Raw genomic sequence first — 23,884 nt, 5'->3', positions numbered from 1 at the left:
GCGTTGCGCCCGATGTGACCGACACACAGCACTGCACGCAGACCACCCCGCACCCCCGCGCCCCGCTCGGGGAGCGGTTCGGCAACCGGCTGCGCCGCCGACGGCGACCGGCCCCCGAACCGCTCCCCGCCTGGACGCTCGGCAGCGAGCGCCACGAAGACCGCACCGACGGCCTGCTCACGATGGCCCGCACCCTGCCCCGCCTCATGCGGATCACGCTGGCCCTGGCCTGGCGGGCCGACCGCACAGCCCTGCTGCGCCTGGTCGGACTCCAACTCACCGCCGGCGCGCTCACCGCCGCGGCGCTGCACCTGACCCGGACCGCCCTTGCCGCGCTGTTCGCCGCCGGCGCGCCCCTGGACCGCCTCGACCGTGCCGAACTCGCCCTGCTGGCCCTGGCCGCCGTAGCCGCCGCCCGCTCCCTGGCGTCCGCCGCGACCGTCGCGACGACCGCCCGACTAGGCCCCCGCGTCGACGGCCGCGCCGAACTGGCCTACCTCGACGCCGCCACCCGCGTCCCCCTCGCCGCCTACGACGACACCGCCTGGTGCGACCACGGCGACGCCGCCAACCGCGCCGCCAAGGACGCCCACACCATCGTCGAGTCCCTCGTTGCCCTCACCGGCGCCGCGCTCGGCATCACCGCCGCCGCCGGAATCCTGGCCGCCCTCGACCCGCTGCTCCTGCCCCTGCTGCTCCTCGCGGTCCTGCCGCGCGCCTGGGCCGCCGCTCGCGCCGCCCAGGCCGCCCACCGCGCTGACCGGCACGCCGTCGGCGACCGCCGCACCCGCCACATCCTCATGTACCTCGCCGCCGGCCGCAGCACCGCCCTTGACGTCCGCGCCGGCACCATGCGGCCCTGGCTTCTGGACCAGTACCAGGCCGTCAGCCGCCGCCTGGAGCAGCACACCGCGCGCATCGGTGCCGACACCGCCCGCCGCCAGCTCGCAGGCGACACCCTCGCTGGCGCCGCCACCCTCGCCGTTTACGGCGCGCTGCTGTGGCTGACCGTCCACGGCCGGATTCCCACCGCGGACGCCGCGACTGCCCTCATCGCCGTCCAGACCAGCCGAGCCCTGCTGACCGGCATGGCCACCGGCCTGACCACCACCTACCGCATGGGCCTCTACCTGGAGGACTGGTCCGACTTCCTCGCGGACGCCAAGGCCCGCACGACGCTCCCGGCCGCCCCCGCGCCGGTGCCCGCGAACCCGGCGGTGATCCGCGCCGACCGCGTCTCCTTCACGTACGCGGGCGCGTCCGCCCCCGTCCTCACCGACATCTCCCTGACCGTCCGCCGGGGGGAGATCCTCGCCATCGTCGGCCACAACGGCGCCGGCAAGTCGACCCTGGCCAAAATCCTCGCCGGGCTCTACGCCCCTACCAGCGGGGCCGTCACCTGGGATGACACCGACCTGACCACCGTCGACCCCGACGAGCTGCACTCCCGCCTTGCGATGCTGCCCCAGGACATCGCCCGCTGGCAGGCCACCGTCCGCGAGAACATCACCCTCGGCCAGGGCGACCAGAGCGACGCCGCCGTTCTCGCCGCGGCCCGCGCCGGAGGCGCCACCGAGGTCATCGACTCCCTGCCCGAAGGCCTCGACACCCACATCCGCCCTGCCCAGTCCGGCGGCCGAGACCTCTCCGGCGGCCAGTGGCAGCGCATCGCCGCAGCCCGCGCCTACGCCCGCAAGAACGCGCCCCTGCTTATCTGCGACGAACCCACCAGCGCCCTCGACCCCCGAGCCGAGCAGGCCGCGTACGACCGCATCCGCGAACTCGCCGCCGACCGGACTGTCATCCTGATCACCCACCGCCTCGGCTCCACCCAGCACGCGGACCGCATCATCGTCCTCGACCACGGCCGCATCCTCGAAGAAGGCACCCATAACAGCCTCGTGGCCGCAGAGGGTGAGTACGCCACGATGTGGACCACCCAGGCCCGCGCCTACGCCCCCATTTCCATCTCGTAGCCAGCGGGCCCGGCGCCCTTCCTTTCTCTTGGACCTGGATGGGGAGGGCGCCGGTCGGCCGGGCGTGGGCCCTACGAGCAGTCGAAGAGCGACCGCGGCAGTCGGGTCGCTGACTGACCGGCCTACGCCTTCGTCAGGGCTACCCCGCTGTGGTCCGTTTCCCGCAGGTAGTTTGGGGGTCGGGAGTAAGGAGGGGCGCATGCCCTACGGGGAGACCGACCTGAAGTTCCAGACGATCAAGCAAGGCGAAGAGGGTGCCCGCACGTGATGCCCCGTCCCGATGTCGCCCACCGTCCCACCGGCGACATCATGCGCGCGTCGACCCGAGCAGAAGACGCCTTCGCGAAGATCCGCGCGGACCTCGGGACGGTGGCACCGCGCGATCCGGTGACAGGCGAGCTGGGCCCGCGGCGTCACCGCATGGACATCCTGCGAGACATCTGTACGGCAGACGCCTTCACCACCGTCATGAGCTGGCTGGCGTCCTCCACGATCCCCAGCATCAACACCAAGCGCAATTACGCCGACGACCTGCGGTTTTGGCACGGCTTCGCCCAGGAGCTGGAGCACGACCGCTTCTTCGTCGGGTGCATCACCCGCGGCGACGTGACCACCTGGCGGCTGAGTGAGGAGAGCCGCGGGCGGGCGGCCCGCAGCATCGCGCGCCGCCTCTCCGCCCTGTCCTCCTTGACCCTCTTCGCCGCCGAGGAGTCGCAGACCTACATCCCCAATCCGGTCACCCGCCACAACCGACCGAAGATCGACCGGCACGACGAGACCACCGCCACCCCGATGCTGGAGATCGAGGAGTACGCCAGCCTGCTCGACTGGGCGGAGTGCCTGCGTGACGTGGTCGTGGCGTCCCTCGTCTACGTCTTCGCCGGCCGCGTCAGCGAATGGTGCGAGGCCGACGTCACGGATTTCCGTGACGGCCGCAAGCCGGTCATCGACCTGACGCGCAAGGGCAACAAGGGCAGGCAGTGGGACATCCCGCACATGCTCGCCGAGCTCCTGGTCCTCCTCATCGACGGCCGCACCGACGGGCCGCTGCTGCTGGACTCCGCAGGACGACGGCTCGACCGTCACGATGTCGACCGCATCCTGACCCGCCTCGGGAAGCGGGCCGGGGTTCTCACCGGCCGCGACGTGACGCCTCACGTGCTGCGGGTCAGCCGCCTGACCCACATGCACGACGAGGGCACCGCGCTGGAGGAGATCCAGGAATTCGCCGGGCACGACGACCCAGCAACCACCCTGTCGTACATCCGCCGCCGCGGCGATCAGGAACGCCGGGCCCGGCACGCGGTTGCCGGCGTCGACAAGATCAGCAAGCAGCTCGGGCGCTGGCTCACCCTCGCGGCCTGACAGTCCCGCCGTCGCCTCATGCGTCACACCAGCCCCAGTTTTGGTAAGTAGTGCGATCTAACGCCATCTTCTTTCCCCGTCGGCCTTAAGGGGGAGCGGGCCGTCCGGCCCCCTCTGGTGAGGCAAGGGAGAAGACGATGGTGGAGAAGACCGAGAACGCCGCAGGCGCCGGTGCGGTCGTGGTGGGGCGGGCTCAGCGGCCCGGGACGGAACCGCCGTGCGCGGACGGAGCGGACGTGCAGCGGCGCGGGGCGACGGTGTGCGCGGCAGTTGTGGACGGTGCGGGCCATCACCCGGACACCGTGCGGTACGCCGCGCTCACCCCGGCGGTGATCACCCACATCGGGATGGAGCTGGGCGGGCTGGCCGGGCTGATGACGGCCGGGCAGATGGCTGCGGCCTACGACCAGCCGCCGCACGCTTCCGCCGTCTACGCCTGCTTGGAGCCGGGTCAGCCGACATCCGTTCATTGGATCGGGGACTGCCGGGCGTACGGCTGGCGGGAGGACACCGGGCTCACCCTCTGGTCCGACGACCAGACCATGGGCAACTGGCTGCGTAGGAACGGTGGTGCGGCGGTGGAGCTGGACGCCGAGCTCCACGACAACTGGTCGAGGCTCGGGCTCGCGCAGGCGTCCGCGGCCACGTGCCGACAAGTCCAGATCCCCGAGGAGGTCTACCTGATTTTGCTGGTGTCGGACGGGGTCTCGGACCAGGTGGACGCGGAGACGTGGACGGCCCTGTGCCACGCCCTCCAGGACGACCCGCAGGGCCTCGCGGACGCCCTTGTCGCTGCTGCGGAAGAGGACTGCGAGGGGTACCGAGACGACTGCACGGTGATCGCCATGCGCCGCCCCGCGCCCTGACCGGGCGTCGGTCCTGCGGTGACGGAGCGGCCCCGACCGGGCCTTGACCCGTTCGGCCGCCCGTCTACTCCCGAGGGCGCCCGCCCGGCGGGCGTCCTCGGGCATGGTGTCGCCATGACTGAGACTTCCTTCTCCCTGGAGACGGCGGGAGCCGTCGCCGAGGCGGTACGCCCCTGGCTGGACAAGGACGCGGGGGAGCCGCCGCCGGCCGCCGCGATCGTGGCCGCACTGCGGGCGGCCGAGGCCGAGCACGGCGGCCGCCAGCGCGACCTGTGGGGCCACGCGGCCGGCAATGCGGCCTGCGCGATGAGCGCCGGGGACGACTTCAGTGCTCGGTGGCTGTGGGCCACGGCTCTCGACTACACCCGGCTGGCCACCGCGGCGGAGGGAACTTTCGTCCCTCGTTCGGGTGGAGCGCTCTGCGCCGTGGAGGTCACCCTCTCGTGACGGGTGCCGAGGGCGGGTCTGGGCGCGTGCGTCAGTTCTCTGCGCCGAGGGGCACCATGCCGTACCCCATGTACCTCTTGGACTCGGTACGCGTCAGATCCAGCAGCAGCCGTGCTGCGGCCGTGTGCCCGAGCCGTTCCAACTCCCAGACGATCCGCCGGCGCCGGGACTCGATGCGTTCCGGCTTGCCCGCGAAGACCATGTGGACGACCCGGCCGAGGGATTCGACCTGCGGGTCACCGTCGATGCCGAAGGTCAGCATCGAGGCGAGGGAGTACGCCGTGACGTCGACGGTGTGAGGGTTGATGTCCGCCGGCGCCCCGCCCGCCTGGTCCGCCTTCTCCCGGAGGTAGATCGCCCGCAGAGCCGCCTCGCGCAGGTCCGCGACCACCCGTGCCTCGGCCTGCCTGCGGGCCTCCGCGCGGCCGTCTTCGAACAGCTTCCTCACCGGCGTTTCTCCTTTTCCCCGCGTGCTGCACTCAGCGGCAGCCGTAGGTGTGCAGCAGGTCCCGTGACGTGTCGTCGGCCGGTGCCAGCGGGCGGGTGCCCCCATTGACGGCGTTCTTCAGCTTGAGGGCCGGGTACTTGTACCCCTTCGGGGTGTCCTTCGAGGCTGGCCCGCCCGGCCAGATCTCCATGCGGTCGTTGCCCTCGCGGGCCCAGGTGATGACGCTGGCCCGGTCCTTGCCGTACGGGGTCCCGTCCAGGCACTGCCCCGGACCACCGAGCTCCGTGTCGTACCGGGCCCAGGCACTCAGGAAGATGTGCGACGCGACGCTGTTCGTGCCCCACACCATGGCGGCCGCCAAGGCCACCGCGACCAGTCCGCCCCTCGGGGTCAGCGCGCGGCGCTGGAAGCCGAGGCGGCGGAACAAGCCCCACGCGGCGGCGAAGCCGATACCGGCCGCGGCTGCCCACACTGCTCCGGACAGCCAGATGTGGTGGAAGGTGAGCCGGCTGTGGGTGGTGACCACGATGGCCGCCGCCGCGCAGCCGGTGGCGCAGGTCGCCGCGATGAACGGGAGGCTGGAGTCCGGTGCCGGAACGCCGGGGTGTCCCCCTCCCGCAGCCGGGATCGTCACGGTCTACCTCCTGATCGCTGTTCGCTCTGCGGCAGCATCGCACAGCCCTCCGACACCCTGACTCGATGTCACCGAAAAGTTGACATCTGCTCGGGAGATCATCGCAAAGGGCTAGGCGACGCGTCGGATGCCGGCCACGAGCTCCATCAGCCCCGCGCTCACGCCGTTTTCCTTCAGGTGTGCCGTCAGGGAGTCGTGGTCGTCGGCGGACAGCTCGCCCCTCTGCATGCCGACGTGCATGAGGGCGCTGGCCCTTGTCGTCTGGATCACCTTCTCCGAACACGTCTCCATCAGGATGGTCTGGAACAGCAAGGCCGTCCCCTCGTCCCCGGCCGCGGAGGCGTCGATCTGCGCCCGGAAAAGCATGGCCGCGCGGAGCTGATCCCTGAGGCTCTCCCGCTCCTCGGGGCCGTCGGCGGCCTCGGCCAGCAGGTGGTCCTCCAGCCTCTTGGCCTGCTCCACATCCCCGTCTTGCAGCGCCTTCAGGATCGCCTTCGCCTGCCGGGTCTCGTAGATGTCCGGCAGCTGTTGCTTCGCCACGTGCGGTCCCCCTCGTTGATGGTCTCCGCCGAGGGTAGGACGCTCCGACCCCGCTAGGGCGGGGGATCAGCCAGAAGCGGCCTGATCTGATGTACGGCCGACCTTCAGCGCGTAGGCCCTCCGCCCTGCGGAACGGGCTGACGGGCTGACGTCCGGTGGTGCAGACTGATCAGCCGGCACAGGGATAATTAACCTATATCCGTGATCTCGGAGGGAGCCAGGGTGTCCACGAGGACTGACGAAGGCCGCTACCCGGCGGTCGAAGAACTGCCCGAGCTGGTCCAGCAGGTGCTGGACGACCCGGAGACCACGGAGTCCGTCGCGGGTCACGTCCGCTGGGTCCACCACACCATTGAGAAGGCGCTGGAGCGGGAGGACTACAAGGAGCGGTACGGCACGTCGATGCGGGCGCTGCTCGGCCCCGGGGCCACCGCTCTGTGCGAGCTGACCGACAGCGGCGAGCTGCGCCTGCGGGGATTCAAGAACCAGCCGAAGGGTGTGACCGCCTCGCAGCGGCGCAGGTCGAGCGTGCTGCGTCGGCTGGCCCGTGAGGCCGATGTCCCCAGCGGCGCCATCTCCTATCCCAAGCCGCCCAAGAAGCCCACGATGCCCGCCTGGGCGCGCAGCCAGCTGCACAATGGGCTGAAGAAGCAGGTCGAGACGCAGCCTTCCGACCCCGGCCTCGCCCGGCTTCTCGTCGTCGTCGGCCTGGTCCTGGACGCCGCCCCCCGAACCGGTGAGCTCTGCACCTGCGGCATCGGCGATCTCGCTCCCGATCTGACCTGGGTGAAGATCATCCGCAATCCGCAGGCGGTCGCCTCGACCCTTCACCTGACCGAGGTCTGGCCGGTATCGCCCATCACCCAGGCCGCGCTGGAGCACTGGCTGTCGGTCAGGGCGCAGCTGGTCACGGGCCTGCAAGGAGGCGCCCGCTCCCTGCTCGTGTCCCACGGTCACGGCGCCTACCGGCGCGGCACCCCGCTGGGCAGGAAGGGGCTGATCGAGAGCTACGTCGCCCAGGTCGGGGAACTGAAGGGGGCGGTGACCGGAGTCGGCGGGAAGGGCTGGGAGCTGCCGGAGGGCCTGGAGCAGCTGCGGCTCGGGGTGCAGGAGCAGCGCAGGAGCTACGCCGCCGAGCAGGCGGCCGGGTCGAAGACCCCGCAGTGGGGTCCGGCCGTGGTGCTCAACCCCCTGCTGCCGGAGGAAGGCGAGAGGAAGAAGACGGCGGCCGCGATGGCGAAGGCGGCCCTGGCCGTCGACGCCTTCCACGCCGCTCGCGAGTTTGCCGGCGACGAGACCGACCCCAAGGTTCTGCGGGCCCGGCGCACCCTGCGGGAAGCGACGCGGGCACTCTGGGCGCGCACCGACCACACCACCACCCTCAAGCTCCTCCACCAGGCCAAGCTCGCCAACGACGACCTCGCCGCCGCGGGGTACAAGGAGCCGTTGCTGGACGCCTTGGAGCGGGCGTGAGTGAACGGCCCGTGTACGGGCCGGGAGCAGCCCACCGTAGACGGAAGTGACCTCGCACCGGAGCCGGGCCGGGACGCCGTCGGATGCGGAGGGTCGGGTACGCGTACCCATCCCTCCCCATCCCCGTTTGGCCATACTGACTGTTCGCGCCAAGGCGCGGTGCCGAACGACAACGACAGGAAGATCAACGATGGGACACCAGCGAAGTGACGCGGTGAACGGCCGGCCGGAGAGCGGGCCCGACTACGGGGACTTGTCCCGCACCGCCGTCGCCTATCGGTGGGTCCCGCGCAGAGAGGGGCACGTGCCTGCGAACCGGCAGGTCTTCCTGACGGAGCTGTCCTCCGTCCTGGCCGCGCACGCGACCGAGCGCGGCGCGCGCCTCGTCGGCGAGATGTCCGTGGACTTCCCCGAGTACCGCACGCTGCCCAAGCCCGTACGCCGAAGCCTCCTGCGCACGATGTGGCGGCAAGAGCGCTGGTGGCGGTTCGGTGATCTTGTTCTGGTCCGGGCCTGGCAGCACACCGCACCGTCCACGCCGCGCGAGGCCGAACGCGGGTAAAGCCGGTCGATCAGCCTGCTACGCCTCGCATAGGGTCCGAAGCCGACCAATGTTCGTGACCGTCGCGGGGAGTTGTTGCTGAAGATGAAGAACTTGACATCGGTGCTCGGGGCCGCCGCCGCGGCGGGGCTGCTGGTCCTCGCGAGCGGCACCGCTACGGCCGCGACCACGGCGACCAGCAGCGTTCTGCTGACGCAGGCGAAGGCCGGATGCGCCCTCGACCCGGCCGTGGCCCACGAGAGCGTCAAGATCCGCAAGACGCCAGCGGTGAACTCCACCGACCTCGGCCTTCTCCCCAAGGGGGCGAAGGCGAGGTATGTGACCTGCCCTGTGACCCTCGCCGAGAACTACTCGCTCTGCGGCTGGAAGGACGACAACCGGTGGTCGCACATCACCTACCGGGGCATCAAGGGGTACGTGCCGTTCGCCTGCGTCGTGTAATCCGCCCCCTTCGCAGTCGGGAGTCCAGGGCTGTGACCCGTCATCTTGGCTCCGCCACTGTCTCGAATTCCGAGGCCACGCCCGCTGGCCCACCTGATCACCGACGCATCCGACGACGAGGGCCACACACCATGAACGTCCGCCAGCTGTTCCGCCGCCGCACGCCCACGCCCGCCACGCAACCCGTTCACTACACCTCCGACACTCTCACCCTGACGATCACCGACCACCTGGATGTGCTGCGTCCCGACGGCAGCACCTGGGACTTGTGCGAGGGACACGACCACGAGAGCCGGACGGTGGCGCAGGTGCTGAACTGCCTGGTGTGGGAGAGCCTCGCGTCCATCCCGCCCGCAGAGCTGTACGGCCTCCAAGTCGAGCCGACCCGCATCGTCCTCCCCGGCATCGCCTCCTTCATGGCCGACTTCTACGGCCCGGACGACGAATTCCCCAGTGGACGCACTCTCGACGAGACTGGCCTGCCTCTGTGCTGGCGCGCGGTCGCCGAAGCTGCTGGGGCTTCCGCCGCCGATGCCGCCGAGTCCATCGGCTGCCCCTCCTGCCAGCACCCGCAGGACTGAGTAGGCCCTCCTCCTTTCGGGTTCTCCGCCACAGGTCAACTTGGGTGGCAGTCCTTCGATGTGCTCAGGGGTGATCCCCGGTCCCCTCCCGCAGGGCGAGGTCGGCAGGATGTCCGTCATGGCACCCGAGAATCCGTTCAACCGCTCCCTCACCTTCGTCGGCTCGTTCCAGATGGGGCCCGCCGAGCTGACTGAGTCCCTGCCGGTGCGCCAGCTCCTGCAATGGGCACTGACCACGGCCGTGCAGTCCCCGGACGGGGCTGGCGAGCTCCTCGCATTCGTGACCGCCGAGCTGGTGGCCCGTGATGAACTCCAGCTCGCCGCCAACCTGCTGGCCCAGTTCTTCGCACACAGCCAGCAGGGCGAGGAGGACGGCGACACTGCCGCCGCCGCGTACCGCGAGCTTCAGCACGGCAACCACCTCCCCGCCCTGCGGGTGGCGCACCTGCTCATCGAGGGCCAGATGCGCGGAGGCGAGGCAGAGGCCCGGCGTGTCTGGGAGGCCGAGGCCGGGCTGACCCAGGTTGCCTTCGGCGATTGGAACCCCGTCCCGGCGAACACGGTCCGGTGGCTCCTGGTGCTGACCGCCCCGGTCGCCGGCTACCCGCGCGAGCGGATCGGAGCCCTGGTCCAGGCGCTGGAACTCGCCCCCGCCGCGGTCTGACGGCAGCCCCACCATGCCCGGAGCGATGTAGGCGGCCGGGCTACTGGACGGCCTCCCCGTCATCGTCGGGGAGGCGCACGATCCAATACTCCACGGCCGCCGACGGATCAGGGCGGCGCGGCGTCCACGCGAGGCCGTCCACGTCGTGGCCCCAGCTCTCCAGCAGCTCGGACGCCCACGCCTTGGCCGCGTCCTCCCCGTCGGCGTCCGGCCCGTCGTCCATCACCGCCGTGTGATCGTCGTCGCCGACGCGGTGCAGCACCCACGCCGCGTGTTCGCTGCCCTCCATCACGTACGAGAGGATCAGCTCTCCCTCATCCTGCATTGCGGCCTCCAGGCACCAGGTGTGTCCCATACCGGGATCAACCCTGCCATCCGGCACTGACATGGCCGGTCAGGCCGCAGGTTCCCGATCAGGAACTCGGCGGCCTGCCGCCGTCGGCCGCGCGCGCGGCACGGCCGGTCACTGGCTGGCCCCGTCATCCCCGGCGGACGGTGTCGCCCACGGCAGGCCCGAAGATCCCGGGTGCCGCTCGGCGGCCAGGTGAGCCCTGTGGTTGTAGGCGCCCACGCCGGCCGCGTGCATCCAGTGCACCGCCCTCATGAGCCAGTCCACCGCCGTGTAGTCCGGGACCCGCGTCTTCGAGCGGTGCCGCTGCCAGTGCCGCTCAAGCCCCAGATCACGACGCACCGCCAGCAGCGGCTTCCCGTCGAGCGCCCCGAGCACCCGGGCCTGGGCGAGCGCGTCGAACTCCTCGCCGTCCATCGCCCGGGGCAGCGCCGCCCTCGCCCCGTCCATCGCCCAGCGCACCCGCGACAGGCCGTACACGAGCTCGGGCAACCTGTCCTCCTCGATGCCCAACTGCGCGCACACGGACGCCTCCGCCGCGGTGAAGGCCGGGACATCGATGCCGACCAGGAGCCCCTCGTCGAGGCGGCGCCGGATCTCGCCGAGCGTGGAAGTGCATGCGCCGGTGAAGGTGTCGGCGAGCTCGCCCAGGCCGTCGACGGCGGCCGCGAGATCGGCCGGTGTGTCGCCGGGCGCCTCCCAGTGCTGGCAGACGTACCCGGACAACGCCCGCTCCGCCTGCCACACGGCGGCCGCCGGTGTGTCCGCGACTGCGGGAAGAGCCCTCTGCACAGACTTGCCCGAGGCCCGTGCGCTGTAGCGCTTCTCCGGCACCGGCCCGAGCAACTGGGTCGTGACCGGGTACTCCGGCTTCTTCTCCGGCTGCACCTCGCCGGGTTGCGGCATCACCCCGCCCGGCTGCCGGCACCACTCGCCCGTCGGGTAGAGCACTTCTTCGGCCCGCAGCTGCTCCTCGGAGGCGGCGATGACCTCCGGCAGGGCGGAGACCGCACCGGAGGCGTGGGCGCTGTGGCTGCTCCACTCCCGCAGCTCGTAGAGCAGCCGCGACGTCGCGTCGAGCGCCTGGGCCACCGGGTTGTCCGGGGCCTGCCCGGCCTTCGGAAACTCGGGGACCAGGCCGTCGCCGTACTGCTGCACCAGATTCCGGAAGGCGCTCAGGTGCAGGTGCGCCGCGTGGATCTGCCGCGCCATCATCACCGCGACCGTCGTCGGTACTTCGGCGGGCCTATGCTGCGAGACCGTTGGCCCCGCGGGTACGCCGGGGCGGGCGCCGTCGCCGCGCGGCCCTGCGCTGCGGGTGTCGACGTCGAGGTAGTTGCGGCCGCCGCTGTAGGGGGCGGGGTCGGTCACCGTGAACCTGTCCGCAAGCGCGTCGAGCAGGGTCTGCGTCGCTGTGTCGTCGCCGGTGATCCGTACACGGGCGACCCCGGGCAGGGTCGTGCGGCGGCTCACGACAGGCTCCCGCGAACCGAGACCAGACCACCCAGCAGATGCCCGGCGCGCGCGGCCCGGTTCACCGCCGCCAGCCACGGGTCGCCCGACCGGTCGCCCACCGTGCCGGCGGGCACGACCAGCAGGAGCGCGGTGCGCTGGTCGCGGGCGGCCTGCCGCCAGGGGCCGGGCGTCGCGTACCCGCCTTCCTGCCGGTACCAGGCCCCGGCCCCCGCGCGCATCACCGACACCATCCGGCCCCGCTCGCACCGCAGGTGCCAGCCGTCGAGCACCGGGAAGGGCTGCCCCCTGGTCAGGTCGACGCGCTTGAATCCTTCGGACAGCCTGGCCGCCAGATAGCCCTCCGTACCGAATTCGTCCGGCTCACCCGGCTCTACGAGCACCAGCGGCACCATCCCGCCGCCCGGATTCCGGGCGAGGCTGAAGTGTGTGTAGTCGGCGTTCCGTGCCCCTTGCCGCGGTACGCGCTCCGGCTGACGGTCCTCTGCCGCCACGGGCAGCCCCCGGCGCTGCCGCTCAGCCATCAGCTCCGACCACGGCCAGATCCGTGTCCGGCCGCACACCGGGTGCGTCCAAACCGGCTGCACCGTATCGAACTTCATGCCGTCGACCTCGACGGTCCGGGCGCTGAGCCCGATGTGGACCTCGGGCTCAGCGGTGACGTCGATCGACTGGTCACACAGGAAGCAGACCACGGGGGTGCCCGCGGCCGCGAGCCTCTCCGCGAGCCGCGGAAGTTCCACCAACTCCTCCGTGCTCAGCAGCTGATCGGTCCCCGCGCTCATCAGGTACGCGGTCCCGCTCAGCGCTGTGAACTGGAGGGGCGCCTCCTCGTCCGGTTCCGCCTCGGCATCGTTGACGGCCGCAGGATCGGCGGGTTCAGGCGCAGAGGGCGGCGCGGCCACGGCCGTCCACATGTCGAGGGTGTCCTCCAGCAGGGCCTCCAGATCCTCCGCGCTCAGGGCCTCCACCGCCGCCAAGACGTCGCGCCCGTCCCCGCTGCGGGCGCTTTCCCCCGCCACGGCGTGGAAGCGCTCCGTCGCGGGGGAACAGATCGATCCGGGGGACGGCAGCAGCGAGTAGACGCTGCCGGCGAGGCTGGCGACGACGAGGCGGTCACCGCTCAGAACCTTGTCCGCGAGGCTCGCCTGGCACGGCCTGCACCGTGCCAGGCAAGCCCCGATCAGCGCGGAAGCGGTGCCCATGTCGACCCGCCGGTCGACGCCGAATCCGGAACCGTCAACGGGCCCGATCTCCGGGCCCTGGTGCTGGTGTGCGGTGCCCGACTGGGCGGACGTGTACGAGACGCCGCTGGCGTCCTTCTTCCGCCTGATGCGCTCACGCTCGGCATGGCTCTTGCGGCGACGGTTCTTCTCACTCTTCGGCACAGTTGAACTCTTTTCGGCGCGGCACGGACCCATGACCCGGCGCGCACAAAGAGCAGCGCACGGCGGAGGCGATCGTCGAGGACGACGACGGTGAAGAACTCGTACGCTGGCGCGCTGCCGGAGACCGGCGAGCTGACCAGGTCTCCAAGGAGACCCTGGCACCTTTGCCACGGTGCCCCTCCGGTCATGGGCCGGAGAAGCGGGCTTGGGCCTACGCGTTGCCCGCCCCCAGAATACCCGCCGGACATCACCGAACGGGACCGAATCACCCACCCCGGACGAGTGATTCATCCACCTCCCCGGGCCGTTTCCATCCCGGCCCGGCCAACGTTGTACGCGGCGGCGCGACCAACCGACGCGTCACCGCATGCGACGCCGCGAGCACGCGTCGCGTGAACGAAGAAAGGTCGGCGATGACCGAGCCGCACCCCGCAGACGACGACAACCTCCATACCGCCGCCGCGGCGCTCGTGACCGCTTTCGAGAACCTCGGACCCGAGCACCAGGCCCTGGTAACCGAGGAGAAGGAGACCACGGCCAAGGAGCGCCAGGGCACCGTGCGCCGCATGATCCAATCCGTCGTGGAGGCGAGCCGCATCCTGGTCCACGCGATGGAGCTGCTGGCCCAGGTCTACGGCATGCAGGCCCTCAGCATCCGCTACCAAATGGCGAAGGACGCCGACGGCCGCGACTACAGCCCCCTCCTCACCACCGGCAACCCCAACGAGAAGCTCTACGACACGGCCTCGTTCATCCGGGTCATCGTCCAGCGCCTGGGCGAGGCGTACGAGCCGACGAAGAAGTACCCCGCCCTCGCCGTCGCCAGGAAGCCGCAGGCCGTGGGGACCGTCCTGTCGAGCCTGCGCACCGCCCTCACCAGTCTGAGCGCCGAGATGACCGCCCGTGATCTGGCGGAGGACGCCGCCGAGTTCGACCCGGACCTCACTATCCTCGACGAGCTGGAGGCCAGGGTGATCCCAACCGTGCCCACCCAAGCCATGTGGTCCCCCAAGCACGTGGCGGTCTCTACCGAGCTGCACGGCAAGCTGCTGAGCGCGGGCATCGGGAGCGCCGAGCGCGAGGTCGCGATGTGGCTCATCCTCCAGGAGGACGTGCATCAGGAACCGAGCGTGATCGCTGCCCAGCTCGACCTCCAGCAGGGCCAGGTCAAGGAGGCGCTGGAGAAGTTGAAGGGGCTCGGCCTGCTGCGCCATGACGGGACGCTCGTCGGCGTCTACCGCGGCCCCGCTCCCGCCTGACGGCTCCCGGCCGGCAGGAGCGAGGAGAGGGGAGCGGGAGGGAACCCCGTCGTTCCCAGGCACACAAGAGCCGCCCCAGTGGCACGGGGGAGGGCCACCGGGACGGCTTCGCTCAGCGTACGGCCTCAGGCACCGCCCGGTCTGAGCTCCGGCGGGATCGGCCCCGCAAGGTCCCCGGTCGGCGCCACGTGGTCAACCGTGCGAGCGGGCTACGGATGAGCCGAGAGCGGTAGCGAAGCCGGTCCGATGGTCACCGTTTCGTTGACAGCCCCGCCTCGTCCACGGCGAGGCGGGCGGCGGACAGCTCATCCAGCAGCACGAGGAGGACGTCGCGGGCCGCGCGGGCAGCGACCGCCCTCTCGCCGAACGGTTCCAGGGGCGGCTGCCCGTACGGGGTGAGCCGCGAGTACAGCGTCTCCAGGTACTCGGCGATCCCGACACCGGCCCCGTCGGTCTTCAGCGCGCCGCGCAGCTTGTCCAGGGCGTACTCGGCGATTGCGCCCCCGGCCAGCTGCGGCCACGCGTCGCCGACGTCGACCATGTGCTCTCCAGCAGTCCGGAGGCGACCCTCATGGGTGCGGCACCAGGTCTCCACGGCTCGCCGCCGCGCGCGTTCGCGCCGCTGGGCGCGAACGTCGCGATCACCGTTGCGGGACTGCGCCGCCCGCTCCAGGCGGGTGGCCCTGGCTTCGGCGGCCTGCCGGTTGGCCATCCCGAGGGAGTCCGCGATCCTCCGCCACGAGGCTCCGCGGTCACGTGCCCCGCGGATCAGGTCCTGCTCCAGGGCGTCCATACGCGCGCGGGCGTCTTCCACCTGGGTCAGTGCGGCGAGGAGATCCTCCGTCGGCACGTCCGGCGCCTCCCCGTCCGTCGCAGCGGAGTACCCGAGCGCGGCGGCCCGCACTTCCTGCATCAGCCGCAGCGAGTCCGGGTAGCTGCGGCCCGCCCCGTACCGCTGACGAAGCAGCTCCTCCGCCGCTTCCTGCATCCGCTGCCGCTCCGCGTGGTCGATGGCCATGAGGGCACCCTTCCACACGCCGAGCCGATGTCACCAAAAAGTTGACACGCGAGTGGGTGGGCAACCGTCGGCCGCCGGGCTTTCGCCTCGTCAGCCTCGGGGAGGAGAGGCGAAGCCTGCGGCCCAGGGCGTCAGCTCCCCTTCCACGGTGACGTAGCCCGCGGCCGCGAGGGTATGCAGCGCCTTGGTGACAGCCTCGGGCTTCAGGCCGGTCTCCTGCCCCAGGGTCTTCGGAGACCGGTCCGTCGCCGCCGTGCTCAGTAGGTGGTCCAGGAGCTGGAGCTCGGGCTCACCGAGAGCTCCGAACGCGGCGAGCGCCGCCGGGCCCACGGGCCCCTTGCTGAAGCAGCCTTGATCGTGATGCGTCATACGCTGCTCAACGGGGCCGATCCGCCCGGAGACACGGCACGGTGCCCATCGCCTCCTTGGCCCGCAGGGCAGTTCTCCAGGTCGGCGTCGCCCGCGACAGGCGGGGCGTAACGTGATCATCTCCCATCGGCTCGACTGCAAGCGAGGTCCATGTGCGCGCTCCCGTACGGCCGTTGATGCCCGCTCTGGCTCTGACCGTCGGCCTGGTCGCCGGGTGCGGTCCGGCAGCCGACGACGGCAAGGCGAGCAGCACGGCCCCGCCGGCCGCGAGCGCACCAGCGTCGTCCGCCGAGCCTGGGCTGGTCGCGCACGATCCGCCAGCCTGGTTCGACGTCCGCGGAAAGGTGTCGTTGCCCGAAGCGGCTACGAAGGGCAGGACGAACCTGGCGGGCCAAATCCGCGGCGGCGGCGCTGGTCTGCCACTCCTCCTTCACGACGCTCGGGCCTTCGTTGCCTCCCCCACTGGAATTCAGGTTGTCGATCTCGCCACCGGCCGCACCGTGGGCGAGGAAGCAGCCCGGGGTGAGCCGCTGAGGAGCGACACCGAGGGCTACACCCTGCCGCCGGTCCTGGCCGACACGGAGGTGCTGACCCCGTTCTTGATGACGACACCTGCCTCGGGTACGTACGCCGCCGGTGCGGTCGTCGAGCTCATCGCCGTCAGTGCGGCGGCTCCGTACAAGGCCGCCTGGCGGACGACGGTCGCGCTTCCCGAGTGGGTACTCCATTCCACCAAGGTCAAGGTCGCGGCCGTGGGAGCGCAGGACGGCACGGCTGTGGTCACCGTGGTCGGCACCGACGCCGCGGTGACCTACGGCATCGACACGGCCTCGCACTCCCTGCGATGGACCCAGCCCGGCCTGGAGGCCGTCTCGGTGGCCGCCGGGATGGTCACCGGCCTGTTGGACGGCGAACCCCTCACCCCGACCCCGATCGGCTTCGATCTCGCCACCGGCGCCGAGAAATGGCGGGGCGAGAGGACCTACGGCGCGGTCATGAACGGGGCCGGTCCCGCCACGGTTCGGATCGCAGGCCTGCGGCCCGATGGTTCGAAGGCCGACCGGCTGCTGGACGTGACCAGCGGGCAGGCGCGCGCCGACATGCCCCCGGGGCTCGGTTCGGTGACCTGCACCTATGACCAAGCCCTGACGCTGGTCTGCGCGCATGCCTTTGGGATCGCTGCGGTGGACCCGGCCAGCGGAAAGCTCCTGTGGGTATTCAAGGACGGCGAGGGTCGCAAAGCACCGACGGTGACCGCGGTCTGGCACGGGCGGGTCTACGGCCGGGGGGTGGGTGGCCCCGTCGCCCTGGACGCGCGGACTGGCGCGGACATGCCCACCAAGCCCGAGGCGGCACCGCTCCTCGTCAGTGCCTACGCGGGGCTGGTCCTGGAGGACAACCGGCTCTGGAGTTACCCGGCCGGAGGCTGACGCGTCTGACGGCCCTCACCCATGCGAACCTGTCGACCTGCGTACGGGGCTCTCGCCCTACCCGTCCGGCGTTATCGCAGGCGGGTCACGGTGACCACCGCGTGCCGGGTTGTCCCCGCGAGGATCTCCACCAGGAGCGGCAGCCCCTCGTAGGCGGTGTACGTCTCACCGTCGTCCGCCTGGCCCCGCGCTCCAAGGTCGACGGCGGCGAAGGCTCGCGAGATCTGTGCGGCCAGTGTTCCCCTGACGCGCTGGGAGCGGACCCGACTTCCGTCGGGCAGTTCCAGGAGCAGGTGCCCAGGCCTGGCCGGGGTGCCGGTGAGGCCGACCACGCGGGCGTCGAGCGTCTCGGCGTGCCTGACCTTCCGCCAGTCGCGCCGTCCACCTCGATAGGTCCCGGACCCCCGCTTGGCCACAATTCCTTCGATCCCCTGCGCCTGGAGCGCCTCGAACCACACCTTCGCCGTTTCCAGGTCGTCGGTGGCGGGCACGACCTGAAGGGGCGGCCCCAGGTCCCCCACCAGGTCGACGAGGTATGCGCGCCGGACCTCATAGCTGCGCCCTCGAACGTCACCGTGGTCGGGGTGCGACAGAAGATCGAAGACGGCGTAGGTGGCGGGCAGCTCCCGGGCGAGCGCCCGCGCCCGTGTCAGGGAAGAGGCGGCCCTCGCCTGGACCGCGCCGAAGTCGATTCGTCCTGCCTGCCAGATTACGGCCTCGCCGTCGAGCACCGTTCCGGGCCTCAGCTGGAGCCCGGCCACAGCGAGATCCATCCACACCGAGGTCACCGTCCGACCGGCCCGGGTGTAGAGCTCGACGGACTCGGCAGCCCGCCGCATCACCATCCGGTGACCGTCGAACTTGCCCTCATAGAACCATCCGGCCCCTGCGGGCAGCACGGGCACCGCTTGCGCCAGCGCGACCTCCACGGGGAACTTCACCCCCTCACCCTGGAGGCCTGCGTCTACGTGCGCCCGGTGGGAGCCGCCGCACGGCGTAGCGCTGCCATTTCGTGGGGGGCATACGCGCGAATGTGGTCGGGTAGCCGGGTCACAGCGAGGGGGGCCGAGCGGGCCTCGGCGCGCACATCAATTCGAACTGGTGCTCTAATAGGTGGGGTGAGGCAAGAAACAGACCCCGCGGCGCTGCCGATCCAGAGCGCATGGACCCGGACCTACGCGGCCATGGCCCAGCTGCGCCCCGATTCCGGAGCAACCCGGCACCGCCGCGCCCTGATCAGACTCTCCTGCGCCCTGGCCCGGCAGGGCGTGAGTGGCGCCGCCTTGGCAGCGCTTCGGCGACGGGCGTCGACCCGGCAGCGGATGGAGGCGGCGTGAGCAGTGGCCGGCGCGAGCAGCAGCAGGGATCCTGTAGCGCGGCCACCTGACGGCGTGAGCGCTTCGGATGGCCGCCGGACCCCGGTGCTTCACGTTCCGATCGGCCTGATCACGCCGGACGGACAGCATCTTCGGGTGCGCCTCTTCGAGCGGCAGCAGATCGAGCTCGACAGCGGCCGCCGGGTCTGGAAGTTCAAGATCGCAGTACCCATGTGGGGGGCCTCCGCCGACGGCGGTGTGGAGGCTGTCGGTTTCACCGCATGGGTCACCGCCGAGGTGCTCGTGCCGTACTGGTGCGTGGCCTATGAAGCGGTCCCGTCCCACTTCATCCCCGCCGCCCTGCCCGAACCGGAGAGCTGGGGATGGGTGATCCGCCCCGTGCACGGCCTACGGGGCCGGTCGGTCGTGCACGAAAGCACCTGCCGTCACGCGGCGCGATCCGGCACCGAGCTGCGGACCGAGGAGGCACTGGACGCCCTGATGCGGCCCGGTGTCGACGCCTGCCACGACTGCGACGCCGCGGCTGTCCTCGTCCCGGCATTGCAGCTGGGGGAGGGGAACGGCTGACGGTGACGGAACTCAGCACGGAGCCGTCCGGGGAGCCGACCCATGGGACTCGCCGCTGGCCGGGCGGCGAGCCCGGACGGCTCACCGGTAGCGGCGTTTGACGATCACGGTGGTGGTACCGAGGCCGAGGATCGCGGCGACGACGGCGCCGAGTGCCAGCCACCCCCAGGGCAGACCCGGTTCTGCGGCCGCTGCCGCAGCTTCCACTGGCGCGGCAGCTGTCTTCTGGCTGGTGCTGGGGGCGGGGGTCTTCGCGGGGGCCACTGCCAGGGGGTCGACGTCAGGTGCCCCCGGGGTTCCCTCGCGATCGATCAGCACCTTGCGCGGGCGGATGACTCCGTACCCGATGTAGTCGTTGCGCTTGACGCCGTCGGTGGGGGCACCAGCGGTCTGGATGAGGACGCGGGCCACCTGGGACGCGGTCCAGTCGGGGTGAGCCGACCACACGAGCGCGGCGGAGGCGGAGGCCAGGGCAGTGGCGTACGAGGTGCCTCCGTCAGCCACGCACCAGCCGGTGTTCTCCTCGCAGCGGATCCGGGCCTTGCTGCCGTACGCGGCCAGGTCGGTTTCCGGCCCGTGGGAGGAGAGCTTGAGCGGCATCCCGGCCTCGTCGATGGCCCCAACGCCGATGACTCCGGGCACCAGGGCCATGAGGTTGGTCGCGTTGTTGCCCTCGCCCTCATTGCCCAGGGCAGCGAAGACGAGGGACCCCTTGCTCTGGGCGTACTGGATAGCCGCCTTGAGCCTGTCGAAAGCGTAGTAGTCGCCCCAGCTCAAGTTGATGATCTTGGCGCCGTGATCGGCCGCGTACCGGATCCCCTCGGCGCCCTCGCCGCCCGCGGCAAAGGCCATGGTCGTGCCGAGGCTCGTCCTGACGGGCATGATTTTGGCGCCGGGAGCCAGACCCTTGGGGGCGCCTCCTGTGCCGTCGCCGACGATCGCCGCGGTCATGGTGGTCCCGTGCCCGTCGTAGTCGTCGTGCGGCGAGTATTTCGTGTCCGGCTTCCCGGCCGGCGGTGACATGACCGACACGCCTGGAAGGACGGACTCGCTCCGCACGCCCGGGACTTCCTTGAAGCCGCTGTCGACGACGGCCACCGTGATACCGGTGCCGTCTGCCACCTTCCACATCTCCTGGGCCTTCATGGGCGTGAGGTAGTCCGGCGGGTCCGTGTCGGCTGCCGCAGGCATCACCGATCCTGCGCTAACCGCCAGCGCTGCGACGGTGACGCCCGCTGCCCTCCGCCACGATCCTCGTCGTACGGTGCCCTGCATTCCTGCCCCCTTGTGGTACGTGCGCTGCAATCTCGCGCGGACCTACCTCATCACACGGGACGACACCCCCTGTGGGCGGCTGTGCCCGTTCCGGTCCGGCGCCGGGCGCCCCAGCCGACCCCGAGGCCACACAAGCCCCACAGAGCGCCCGACAGTCCCGATGACCAGGAATCCCGCCCAGGTGCGCCACGAGGCCGGTACGGGGCGAACGAGGTGCCTTCCTGGGGGGTTTGAGCCCGATGGTGCGTCACGGCCTGGACGGGCGTGGTGCCTTACTTCTTCTGTCGCCGCGCGTAGCGCGTCCTTCTTATCCGTTGATCCCACGGGGCCCGCAGCCTGCAACGGCGGGTCAGGGGGGCACGGACGAGATGCAGCGCGGTGGGGTGGGGCGGGGCCTGCTTAGCCCCGTACGGGGCGAGCGGGGCCCCCGGGATCGGCCACGGCCCCGCCCCACCCCACCGCCCCTCTTTCGCGCGCCCTTGGGCGCGCACTCTCAGGACAGGGGGATAATTAACCTCCAGCGCCTCTAAGAGCTGAGCGGGCCCGCTCCGCTCACACCTGCGGCGCCGTGGGCATGGGCCGGGCCTGGTACCCATCGGTTCCCTCCGCTCCCTCCAGCCCGGAGACGCGCTACTACGTCCGGGGGTCTCTCCGCGGCTCCTCGGTACGGGTGTCCCGAGGGGGAGTGGGCCCAGTAGGGCCCACGGACCCGAGGGAGGAGTACCTGGCGCGGAGGTGAATTATCCCCAGTCCGGCTTTTCGGGGCTGCGCGGGCTTCCGTGCGCGGGCACGCCGAAGGTCCGCCTCCCGGAGGGGTGGGAGACGGGCCTTCGGAGAACGGAGGCGCGGCGTGAGGGGCAGATCCGGTCAGGTGGCCGGCTCGTCGTACGAGGGCTCGATCTCCCCGTCCGCGCAGCACTCGGCGGTCTCGTCCTCGACCTCCTCGCCGCAGCTGTTGCAGAACCAGTAGACCGGCTCGGGCTCAGGATCGTCCACGGGGATTCCCTTCGGCCCGTCGAAGTCGGCCAGCCGATGCGGCGTGAAAGGAGAGAGGACCGGAGCAACGGGGGCGACCGGACGCCGGCCCTGGCGAGCGAGTTCGATGAGGAGCTCATCGACGGCCGCCACGGATCGGTCGTCCGCGCGGAGTTGCTGGAGCACGTCGTGCACCTCGTCAACGATGAAGAGCGGCGGCTTCGGCAGGGAAGGCAGGTGGTCTTCCACGAGGGATGTCCCTTCGGTCGAGGTTCAACAGACTAGAACGCGGGTCAGACATCGACGTTGGCCTGAGCCAACAGGCGCCGGTCGGCAGACGGGGGTCCGTTGGCCTCAGCCAACGGACCCCGGAAGGGACCAGGTCAGCCCAACGCAACGATCAGGGCCGCCGCAAGGGCGCCCGCGGCCGCCACGGTGAGGTCCACCGCGACGCGCACCAAGCGGTGCTTGCCCCGCGCGATGCGGGACAGCGCGATCGTGTGCTCGGCCCGCCGGTCATGGGCCAAATCCTCCAGCAGCTGCTCGGCCGTCAGGTCGGCCCAGTGGAGAAACGAGCCCAGCGTCGATTCCGGGCGCCCAAAGCGAGAGCGGATCACCAGCAGGGTGGCAACGATCGCTCCCAGGTTCAGCAGGGCTCCCAGCCCTACCAGCAGTGCCACCCCGCCGGAGAGGTCCGCCCCGGGGACGACCCCCATCAGGATCGCGGCCATCAAGCTGGAGGCGCTCAGCATCGCGCTCGCCTTGCCGTCAAGCTTCGCGACCTCGGTAGCTGCGGCTGCCTGGGCCCGCTCGTGCTGCTTGTCCAGCAGATCGGCCGTACGCGCCGAGTCGTTCACGTTCTCCTGCATCGCTTCTCCCGCAGTGGGTGGGATTCCGAGTAGATGCCGGTCGAGGTGCCACCCCCTTCCAGCATTCAAAACAATACCACCTTAAGGGCCGTACAGGAAGGGGCTGAGCCTCAGGCGAAGGTGATACGCCGAAGGGCCCGCGCTCCGAGATCTCGGAGCGCGGGCCCTTCGGCGACGACCACCAGTCACTCGTCGACGGAACCTCGCATCGGCAGGTGGCTGACGGTGGCCAGCGGCTGCTCGGTGTGATCGATGCCGGCCGCGGCCAGCCCCAGCACCCTGTCGCCGGCCCGGTAGAAGGGGACGCCGCCAACGCGGAAGGCCTGGGCCAGCCAGCCGTTGGCCAGCAGTCGGCTGATGCTCTTCGAGATACTGCCCTGGCTGAGCTTCACAATCCCTGCCACCGTCTTCGCGGTGTCGCGGACCGTTTCGCCGAGCGGCACGGCGGTCACGTAGTAGCTCAGCACCCGGTAGTCCGCGCCGGGAAGATCTGCGGTCTGCTCCAGGAGCTGGCGCATCAGGTCAGCCGAGAACGGCAGCTCACGCGGCCGCATCATGGGAGAGCTCACGACGCCTCCTTCTTCTTCTGGGCCGTTGCGGCCGGAGCAGGTACGACCGGGAAGCGCGCGTCCCGAACGGCCTCCACCTGGTTCACCGCTGGCCCGTCGAAGGCGGCACGCGGATTGACCCGGTAGAACTTCATGTTGCCGACCCTCTCCGCTTCGAGAAGAAGCCCGCCAGCGTGCAACGTACCCAGGATCGTCGAGATCGTACCGGCACGCCCTCCAAGGATCTCAGCAATCTCCTTGTAGGTGAGCCTGAGCGGCTGAGCCCCGTCCGGCGAATGCCCTAGGTAGAAGAAGAACAGATCCCTGTGCTTCGGCGTGTAGCCGCTGTCCTTGGCGTACAGCTTGGCTAGGAGCACCTTCGGAACGTTGACGTGGCGCCCAGGGTTAGGGGTCCAGTCGTAGCGGACCCGTGTCCGCTGGATCGTCTCGTCCTCGAAGAACGCCATCTGCACGACTTCGCCGGTTTCGGTGTTCACGGCCTTGCCGCGCCGAACCGGACTGGTCCCTGCCATACCCCTCCTCACCTCGGGCGATTGCCTATACGCAACCGAAGATGCACACCGTATCCACTTAGGTTGCCTATAGGCAAGCACATCGGGGCGGGCGCGTCGCCCCATCTGGGCGGCGGAGAGCGAGAGGTGAGGGAGGGGGAGTTGCCTATAGGAAACTGGAAGTGCCAAAACTGCAATTCAAGTGGCAGTTTGGAGCTAGTCGGCAAGGCCTTGACCAGGGAAAACGATCTTCGCCTCTAACTACGTAGTAGCTGCCGGTGGCGATCTGCGGGGAGGAGGCGCCTTCGGCGCGTTCACTCGCACCGGTTCTGACCATCGTGCCGTAGTTGGTGACTTGGGTCGGGGAGGCGGCTCCGCCGCGCAACAACAGCATCCCCCAGTCCCTCCTTGCCAGCCGCTTTTCCCTCCCCCGGCCCTGGCCGGCCCGCACCTCGAACTCGGCGTCCAGCTCCTCCTGGCCCTCCTCGACCTCAGCCCCTCGCCCCGGCCACGACGGG

General features: G+C 70.7%; 28 protein-coding genes. 13 read left to right on the top strand and 15 right to left on the bottom strand.

Going from position 1 to position 23,884, the window contains the following annotated elements; genetic code table 11:
- The first annotated feature begins 14 nt into the window (after positions 1-14).
- The 4 genes from ACFRU2_RS37080 (at position 15) to ACFRU2_RS37065 (ending at position 4,654) form a co-directional block, all read left to right on the top strand.
- Positions 15-1,976 carry an ABC transporter ATP-binding protein gene (locus ACFRU2_RS37080; RefSeq protein WP_382980584.1) on the top strand — a complete coding sequence of 654 codons (1,962 nt, stop codon included), beginning with the start codon at positions 15-17 and terminating at the stop codon, positions 1,974-1,976.
- A gap of 267 nt (positions 1,977-2,243) precedes the next feature.
- Positions 2,244-3,341 carry a tyrosine-type recombinase/integrase gene (locus ACFRU2_RS37075; protein WP_382980582.1) on the top strand — a complete coding sequence of 366 codons (1,098 nt, stop codon included), beginning with the start codon at positions 2,244-2,246 and terminating at the stop codon, positions 3,339-3,341.
- A gap of 137 nt (positions 3,342-3,478) precedes the next feature.
- Entirely contained in the window at positions 3,479-4,207 is a 729-nt protein-coding gene (locus ACFRU2_RS37070; RefSeq protein ID WP_382980580.1) for a SpoIIE family protein phosphatase, read from the top strand.
- A 114-nt stretch (positions 4,208-4,321) separates the two neighbouring features.
- Positions 4,322-4,654 (top strand): hypothetical protein, encoded by a 333-nt coding sequence (locus ACFRU2_RS37065; RefSeq protein WP_382980578.1) that lies wholly within the window; start codon positions 4,322-4,324, stop codon positions 4,652-4,654.
- A 31-nt stretch (positions 4,655-4,685) separates the two neighbouring features.
- Here ACFRU2_RS37065 and ACFRU2_RS37060 read toward each other — a convergent pair whose 3' ends face one another.
- The 3 genes from ACFRU2_RS37060 to ACFRU2_RS37050 form a co-directional block, all read right to left on the bottom strand.
- Positions 4,686-5,102 carry a hypothetical protein gene (locus tag ACFRU2_RS37060; protein ID WP_382980576.1) on the bottom strand — a complete coding sequence of 139 codons (417 nt, stop codon included), beginning with the start codon at positions 5,100-5,102 and terminating at the stop codon, positions 4,686-4,688.
- Between the two features lie 31 nt (positions 5,103-5,133).
- On the bottom strand, positions 5,134-5,736 hold the full coding sequence (locus ACFRU2_RS37055) for a hypothetical protein (protein ID WP_382980574.1): 603 nt from the start codon (positions 5,734-5,736) through the stop codon (positions 5,134-5,136).
- Between the two features lie 111 nt (positions 5,737-5,847).
- A complete protein-coding gene (locus tag ACFRU2_RS37050; protein WP_382980572.1) occupies positions 5,848-6,276 on the bottom strand; it encodes a hypothetical protein in 429 nt (142 codons plus the stop codon).
- A gap of 222 nt (positions 6,277-6,498) precedes the next feature.
- Here ACFRU2_RS37050 and ACFRU2_RS37045 point away from each other — a divergent pair, with 222 nt between their 5' ends.
- The 5 genes from ACFRU2_RS37045 (at position 6,499) to ACFRU2_RS37025 (ending at position 9,997) form a co-directional block, all read left to right on the top strand.
- Positions 6,499-7,749 (top strand): hypothetical protein, encoded by a 1,251-nt coding sequence (locus ACFRU2_RS37045; RefSeq protein ID WP_382980570.1) that lies wholly within the window; start codon positions 6,499-6,501, stop codon positions 7,747-7,749.
- Positions 7,750-7,939: 190 nt separating this feature from the next.
- Positions 7,940-8,311, top strand: coding sequence for a hypothetical protein (locus tag ACFRU2_RS37040; RefSeq protein WP_382980568.1), 372 nt, complete (start codon positions 7,940-7,942; stop codon positions 8,309-8,311).
- Positions 8,312-8,395: 84 nt separating this feature from the next.
- Entirely contained in the window at positions 8,396-8,752 is a 357-nt protein-coding gene (locus tag ACFRU2_RS37035) for an SH3 domain-containing protein (RefSeq protein WP_382980566.1), read from the top strand.
- A gap of 131 nt (positions 8,753-8,883) precedes the next feature.
- The gene (locus ACFRU2_RS37030) at positions 8,884-9,333 is read left to right on the top strand and encodes a hypothetical protein (protein ID WP_382980565.1); all 450 of its coding nucleotides are present in this window, start codon (positions 8,884-8,886) and stop codon (positions 9,331-9,333) included.
- Between the two features lie 118 nt (positions 9,334-9,451).
- Complete coding sequence (locus ACFRU2_RS37025; RefSeq protein WP_382980564.1) at positions 9,452-9,997, top strand: hypothetical protein; 546 nt, start codon at positions 9,452-9,454, stop codon at positions 9,995-9,997.
- A gap of 40 nt (positions 9,998-10,037) precedes the next feature.
- Here the strand turns inward: ACFRU2_RS37025 and ACFRU2_RS37020 are convergent, their stop codons facing one another.
- The 3 genes from ACFRU2_RS37020 to ACFRU2_RS37010 form a co-directional block, all read right to left on the bottom strand.
- Complete coding sequence (locus tag ACFRU2_RS37020; RefSeq protein ID WP_382980563.1) at positions 10,038-10,322, bottom strand: hypothetical protein; 285 nt, start codon at positions 10,320-10,322, stop codon at positions 10,038-10,040.
- A gap of 138 nt (positions 10,323-10,460) precedes the next feature.
- On the bottom strand, positions 10,461-11,819 hold the full coding sequence (locus tag ACFRU2_RS37015) for a hypothetical protein (RefSeq protein ID WP_382980561.1): 1,359 nt from the start codon (positions 11,817-11,819) through the stop codon (positions 10,461-10,463).
- Entirely contained in the window at positions 11,816-13,207 is a 1,392-nt protein-coding gene (locus tag ACFRU2_RS37010) for a hypothetical protein (protein ID WP_382980560.1), read from the bottom strand. The genes ACFRU2_RS37015 and ACFRU2_RS37010 overlap by 4 nt, the downstream gene beginning before the upstream one ends.
- Before the next feature lie 413 nt (positions 13,208-13,620).
- Here ACFRU2_RS37010 and ACFRU2_RS37005 point away from each other — a divergent pair, with 413 nt between their 5' ends.
- The gene (locus tag ACFRU2_RS37005; RefSeq protein ID WP_382980559.1) at positions 13,621-14,466 is read left to right on the top strand and encodes a hypothetical protein; all 846 of its coding nucleotides are present in this window, start codon (positions 13,621-13,623) and stop codon (positions 14,464-14,466) included.
- A 250-nt stretch (positions 14,467-14,716) separates the two neighbouring features.
- On the opposite strand, the gene ACFRU2_RS37000 is transcribed toward ACFRU2_RS37005, so the two are convergent.
- On the bottom strand, positions 14,717-15,484 hold the full coding sequence (locus tag ACFRU2_RS37000) for a hypothetical protein (protein WP_382980558.1): 768 nt from the start codon (positions 15,482-15,484) through the stop codon (positions 14,717-14,719).
- A 90-nt stretch (positions 15,485-15,574) separates the two neighbouring features.
- Entirely contained in the window at positions 15,575-15,853 is a 279-nt protein-coding gene (locus ACFRU2_RS36995) for a hypothetical protein (RefSeq protein WP_382980557.1), read from the bottom strand.
- Positions 15,854-16,353: 500 nt separating this feature from the next.
- On the opposite strand from ACFRU2_RS36995, the gene ACFRU2_RS36990 reads away from it, so the two are divergent.
- On the top strand, positions 16,354-17,283 hold the full coding sequence (locus tag ACFRU2_RS36990) for a hypothetical protein (RefSeq protein ID WP_382980556.1): 930 nt from the start codon (positions 16,354-16,356) through the stop codon (positions 17,281-17,283).
- A gap of 71 nt (positions 17,284-17,354) precedes the next feature.
- Here ACFRU2_RS36990 and ACFRU2_RS36985 read toward each other — a convergent pair whose 3' ends face one another.
- On the bottom strand, positions 17,355-18,224 hold the full coding sequence (locus tag ACFRU2_RS36985) for a hypothetical protein (RefSeq protein WP_382980555.1): 870 nt from the start codon (positions 18,222-18,224) through the stop codon (positions 17,355-17,357).
- A gap of 177 nt (positions 18,225-18,401) precedes the next feature.
- Here ACFRU2_RS36985 and ACFRU2_RS36980 point away from each other — a divergent pair, with 177 nt between their 5' ends.
- On the top strand, positions 18,402-18,620 hold the full coding sequence (locus ACFRU2_RS36980; RefSeq protein WP_382980554.1) for a hypothetical protein: 219 nt from the start codon (positions 18,402-18,404) through the stop codon (positions 18,618-18,620).
- 135 nt (positions 18,621-18,755) lie between these two features.
- Positions 18,756-19,187 (top strand): DUF6233 domain-containing protein, encoded by a 432-nt coding sequence (locus ACFRU2_RS36975; RefSeq protein WP_382980552.1) that lies wholly within the window; start codon positions 18,756-18,758, stop codon positions 19,185-19,187.
- An 81-nt stretch (positions 19,188-19,268) separates the two neighbouring features.
- Here ACFRU2_RS36975 and ACFRU2_RS36970 read toward each other — a convergent pair whose 3' ends face one another.
- From ACFRU2_RS36970 to ACFRU2_RS36945, 6 genes are all read right to left on the bottom strand, one after another.
- On the bottom strand, positions 19,269-20,378 hold the full coding sequence (locus ACFRU2_RS36970) for a S8 family serine peptidase (protein WP_382980550.1): 1,110 nt from the start codon (positions 20,376-20,378) through the stop codon (positions 19,269-19,271).
- 951 nt (positions 20,379-21,329) lie between these two features.
- Entirely contained in the window at positions 21,330-21,686 is a 357-nt protein-coding gene (locus ACFRU2_RS36965) for a hypothetical protein (RefSeq protein WP_382980549.1), read from the bottom strand.
- Between the two features lie 134 nt (positions 21,687-21,820).
- On the bottom strand, positions 21,821-22,306 hold the full coding sequence (locus ACFRU2_RS36960; protein ID WP_382980547.1) for a Pycsar system effector family protein: 486 nt from the start codon (positions 22,304-22,306) through the stop codon (positions 21,821-21,823).
- A gap of 185 nt (positions 22,307-22,491) precedes the next feature.
- Positions 22,492-22,875, bottom strand: a complete 384-nt coding sequence (locus tag ACFRU2_RS36955; protein WP_382980545.1) for a hypothetical protein — start codon at positions 22,873-22,875, stop codon at positions 22,492-22,494.
- On the bottom strand, positions 22,872-23,351 hold the full coding sequence (locus ACFRU2_RS36950; RefSeq protein WP_382980543.1) for a winged helix-turn-helix domain-containing protein: 480 nt from the start codon (positions 23,349-23,351) through the stop codon (positions 22,872-22,874). Before ACFRU2_RS36950 ends, ACFRU2_RS36955 begins: the two co-directional genes overlap by 4 nt.
- A 181-nt stretch (positions 23,352-23,532) precedes the next feature.
- A partial coding sequence (locus ACFRU2_RS36945) for a hypothetical protein (protein ID WP_382980541.1) occupies positions 23,533-23,884 on the bottom strand: 352 nt, incomplete at its 5' end.

Source organism: Streptomyces sp. NPDC056883 (genome assembly GCF_042788835.1).
Lineage (GTDB): Bacteria > Actinomycetota > Actinomycetes > Streptomycetales > Streptomycetaceae > Streptomyces > Streptomyces stoeckheimensis.
Note: the sequence above shows the minus strand (reverse complement) of the source record. Positions and strands in the feature narration are given on the sequence as shown.

Bases quoted from the DNA above. Each gene is read 5' to 3' on its own strand.
- ACFRU2_RS37035 (WP_382980566.1), top strand. From the start codon at position 8,396: ATGAAGAACTTGACATCGGTGCTCGGGGCCGCCGCCGCGGCGGGGCTG.
- ACFRU2_RS37030 (WP_382980565.1), top strand. From the start codon at position 8,884: ATGAACGTCCGCCAGCTGTTCCGCCGCCGCACGCCCACGCCCGCCACG.
- ACFRU2_RS37075 (WP_382980582.1), top strand. From the start codon at position 2,244: ATGCCCCGTCCCGATGTCGCCCACCGTCCCACCGGCGACATCATGCGC.
- ACFRU2_RS37065 (WP_382980578.1), top strand. From the start codon at position 4,322: ATGACTGAGACTTCCTTCTCCCTGGAGACGGCGGGAGCCGTCGCCGAG.
- ACFRU2_RS37025 (WP_382980564.1), top strand. From the start codon at position 9,452: ATGGCACCCGAGAATCCGTTCAACCGCTCCCTCACCTTCGTCGGCTCG.
- ACFRU2_RS37040 (WP_382980568.1), top strand. From the start codon at position 7,940: ATGGGACACCAGCGAAGTGACGCGGTGAACGGCCGGCCGGAGAGCGGG.
- ACFRU2_RS37005 (WP_382980559.1), top strand. From the start codon at position 13,621: ATGACCGAGCCGCACCCCGCAGACGACGACAACCTCCATACCGCCGCC.
- ACFRU2_RS37000 (WP_382980558.1), bottom strand. From the start codon at position 15,484: ATGGCCATCGACCACGCGGAGCGGCAGCGGATGCAGGAAGCGGCGGAG.
- ACFRU2_RS36960 (WP_382980547.1), bottom strand. From the start codon at position 22,306: ATGCAGGAGAACGTGAACGACTCGGCGCGTACGGCCGATCTGCTGGAC.
- ACFRU2_RS37020 (WP_382980563.1), bottom strand. From the start codon at position 10,322: ATGCAGGATGAGGGAGAGCTGATCCTCTCGTACGTGATGGAGGGCAGC.
- ACFRU2_RS36970 (WP_382980550.1), bottom strand. From the start codon at position 20,378: ATGCCTGCGGCAGCCGACACGGACCCGCCGGACTACCTCACGCCCATG.
- ACFRU2_RS36995 (WP_382980557.1), bottom strand. From the start codon at position 15,853: ATGACGCATCACGATCAAGGCTGCTTCAGCAAGGGGCCCGTGGGCCCG.
- ACFRU2_RS37070 (WP_382980580.1), top strand. From the start codon at position 3,479: ATGGTGGAGAAGACCGAGAACGCCGCAGGCGCCGGTGCGGTCGTGGTG.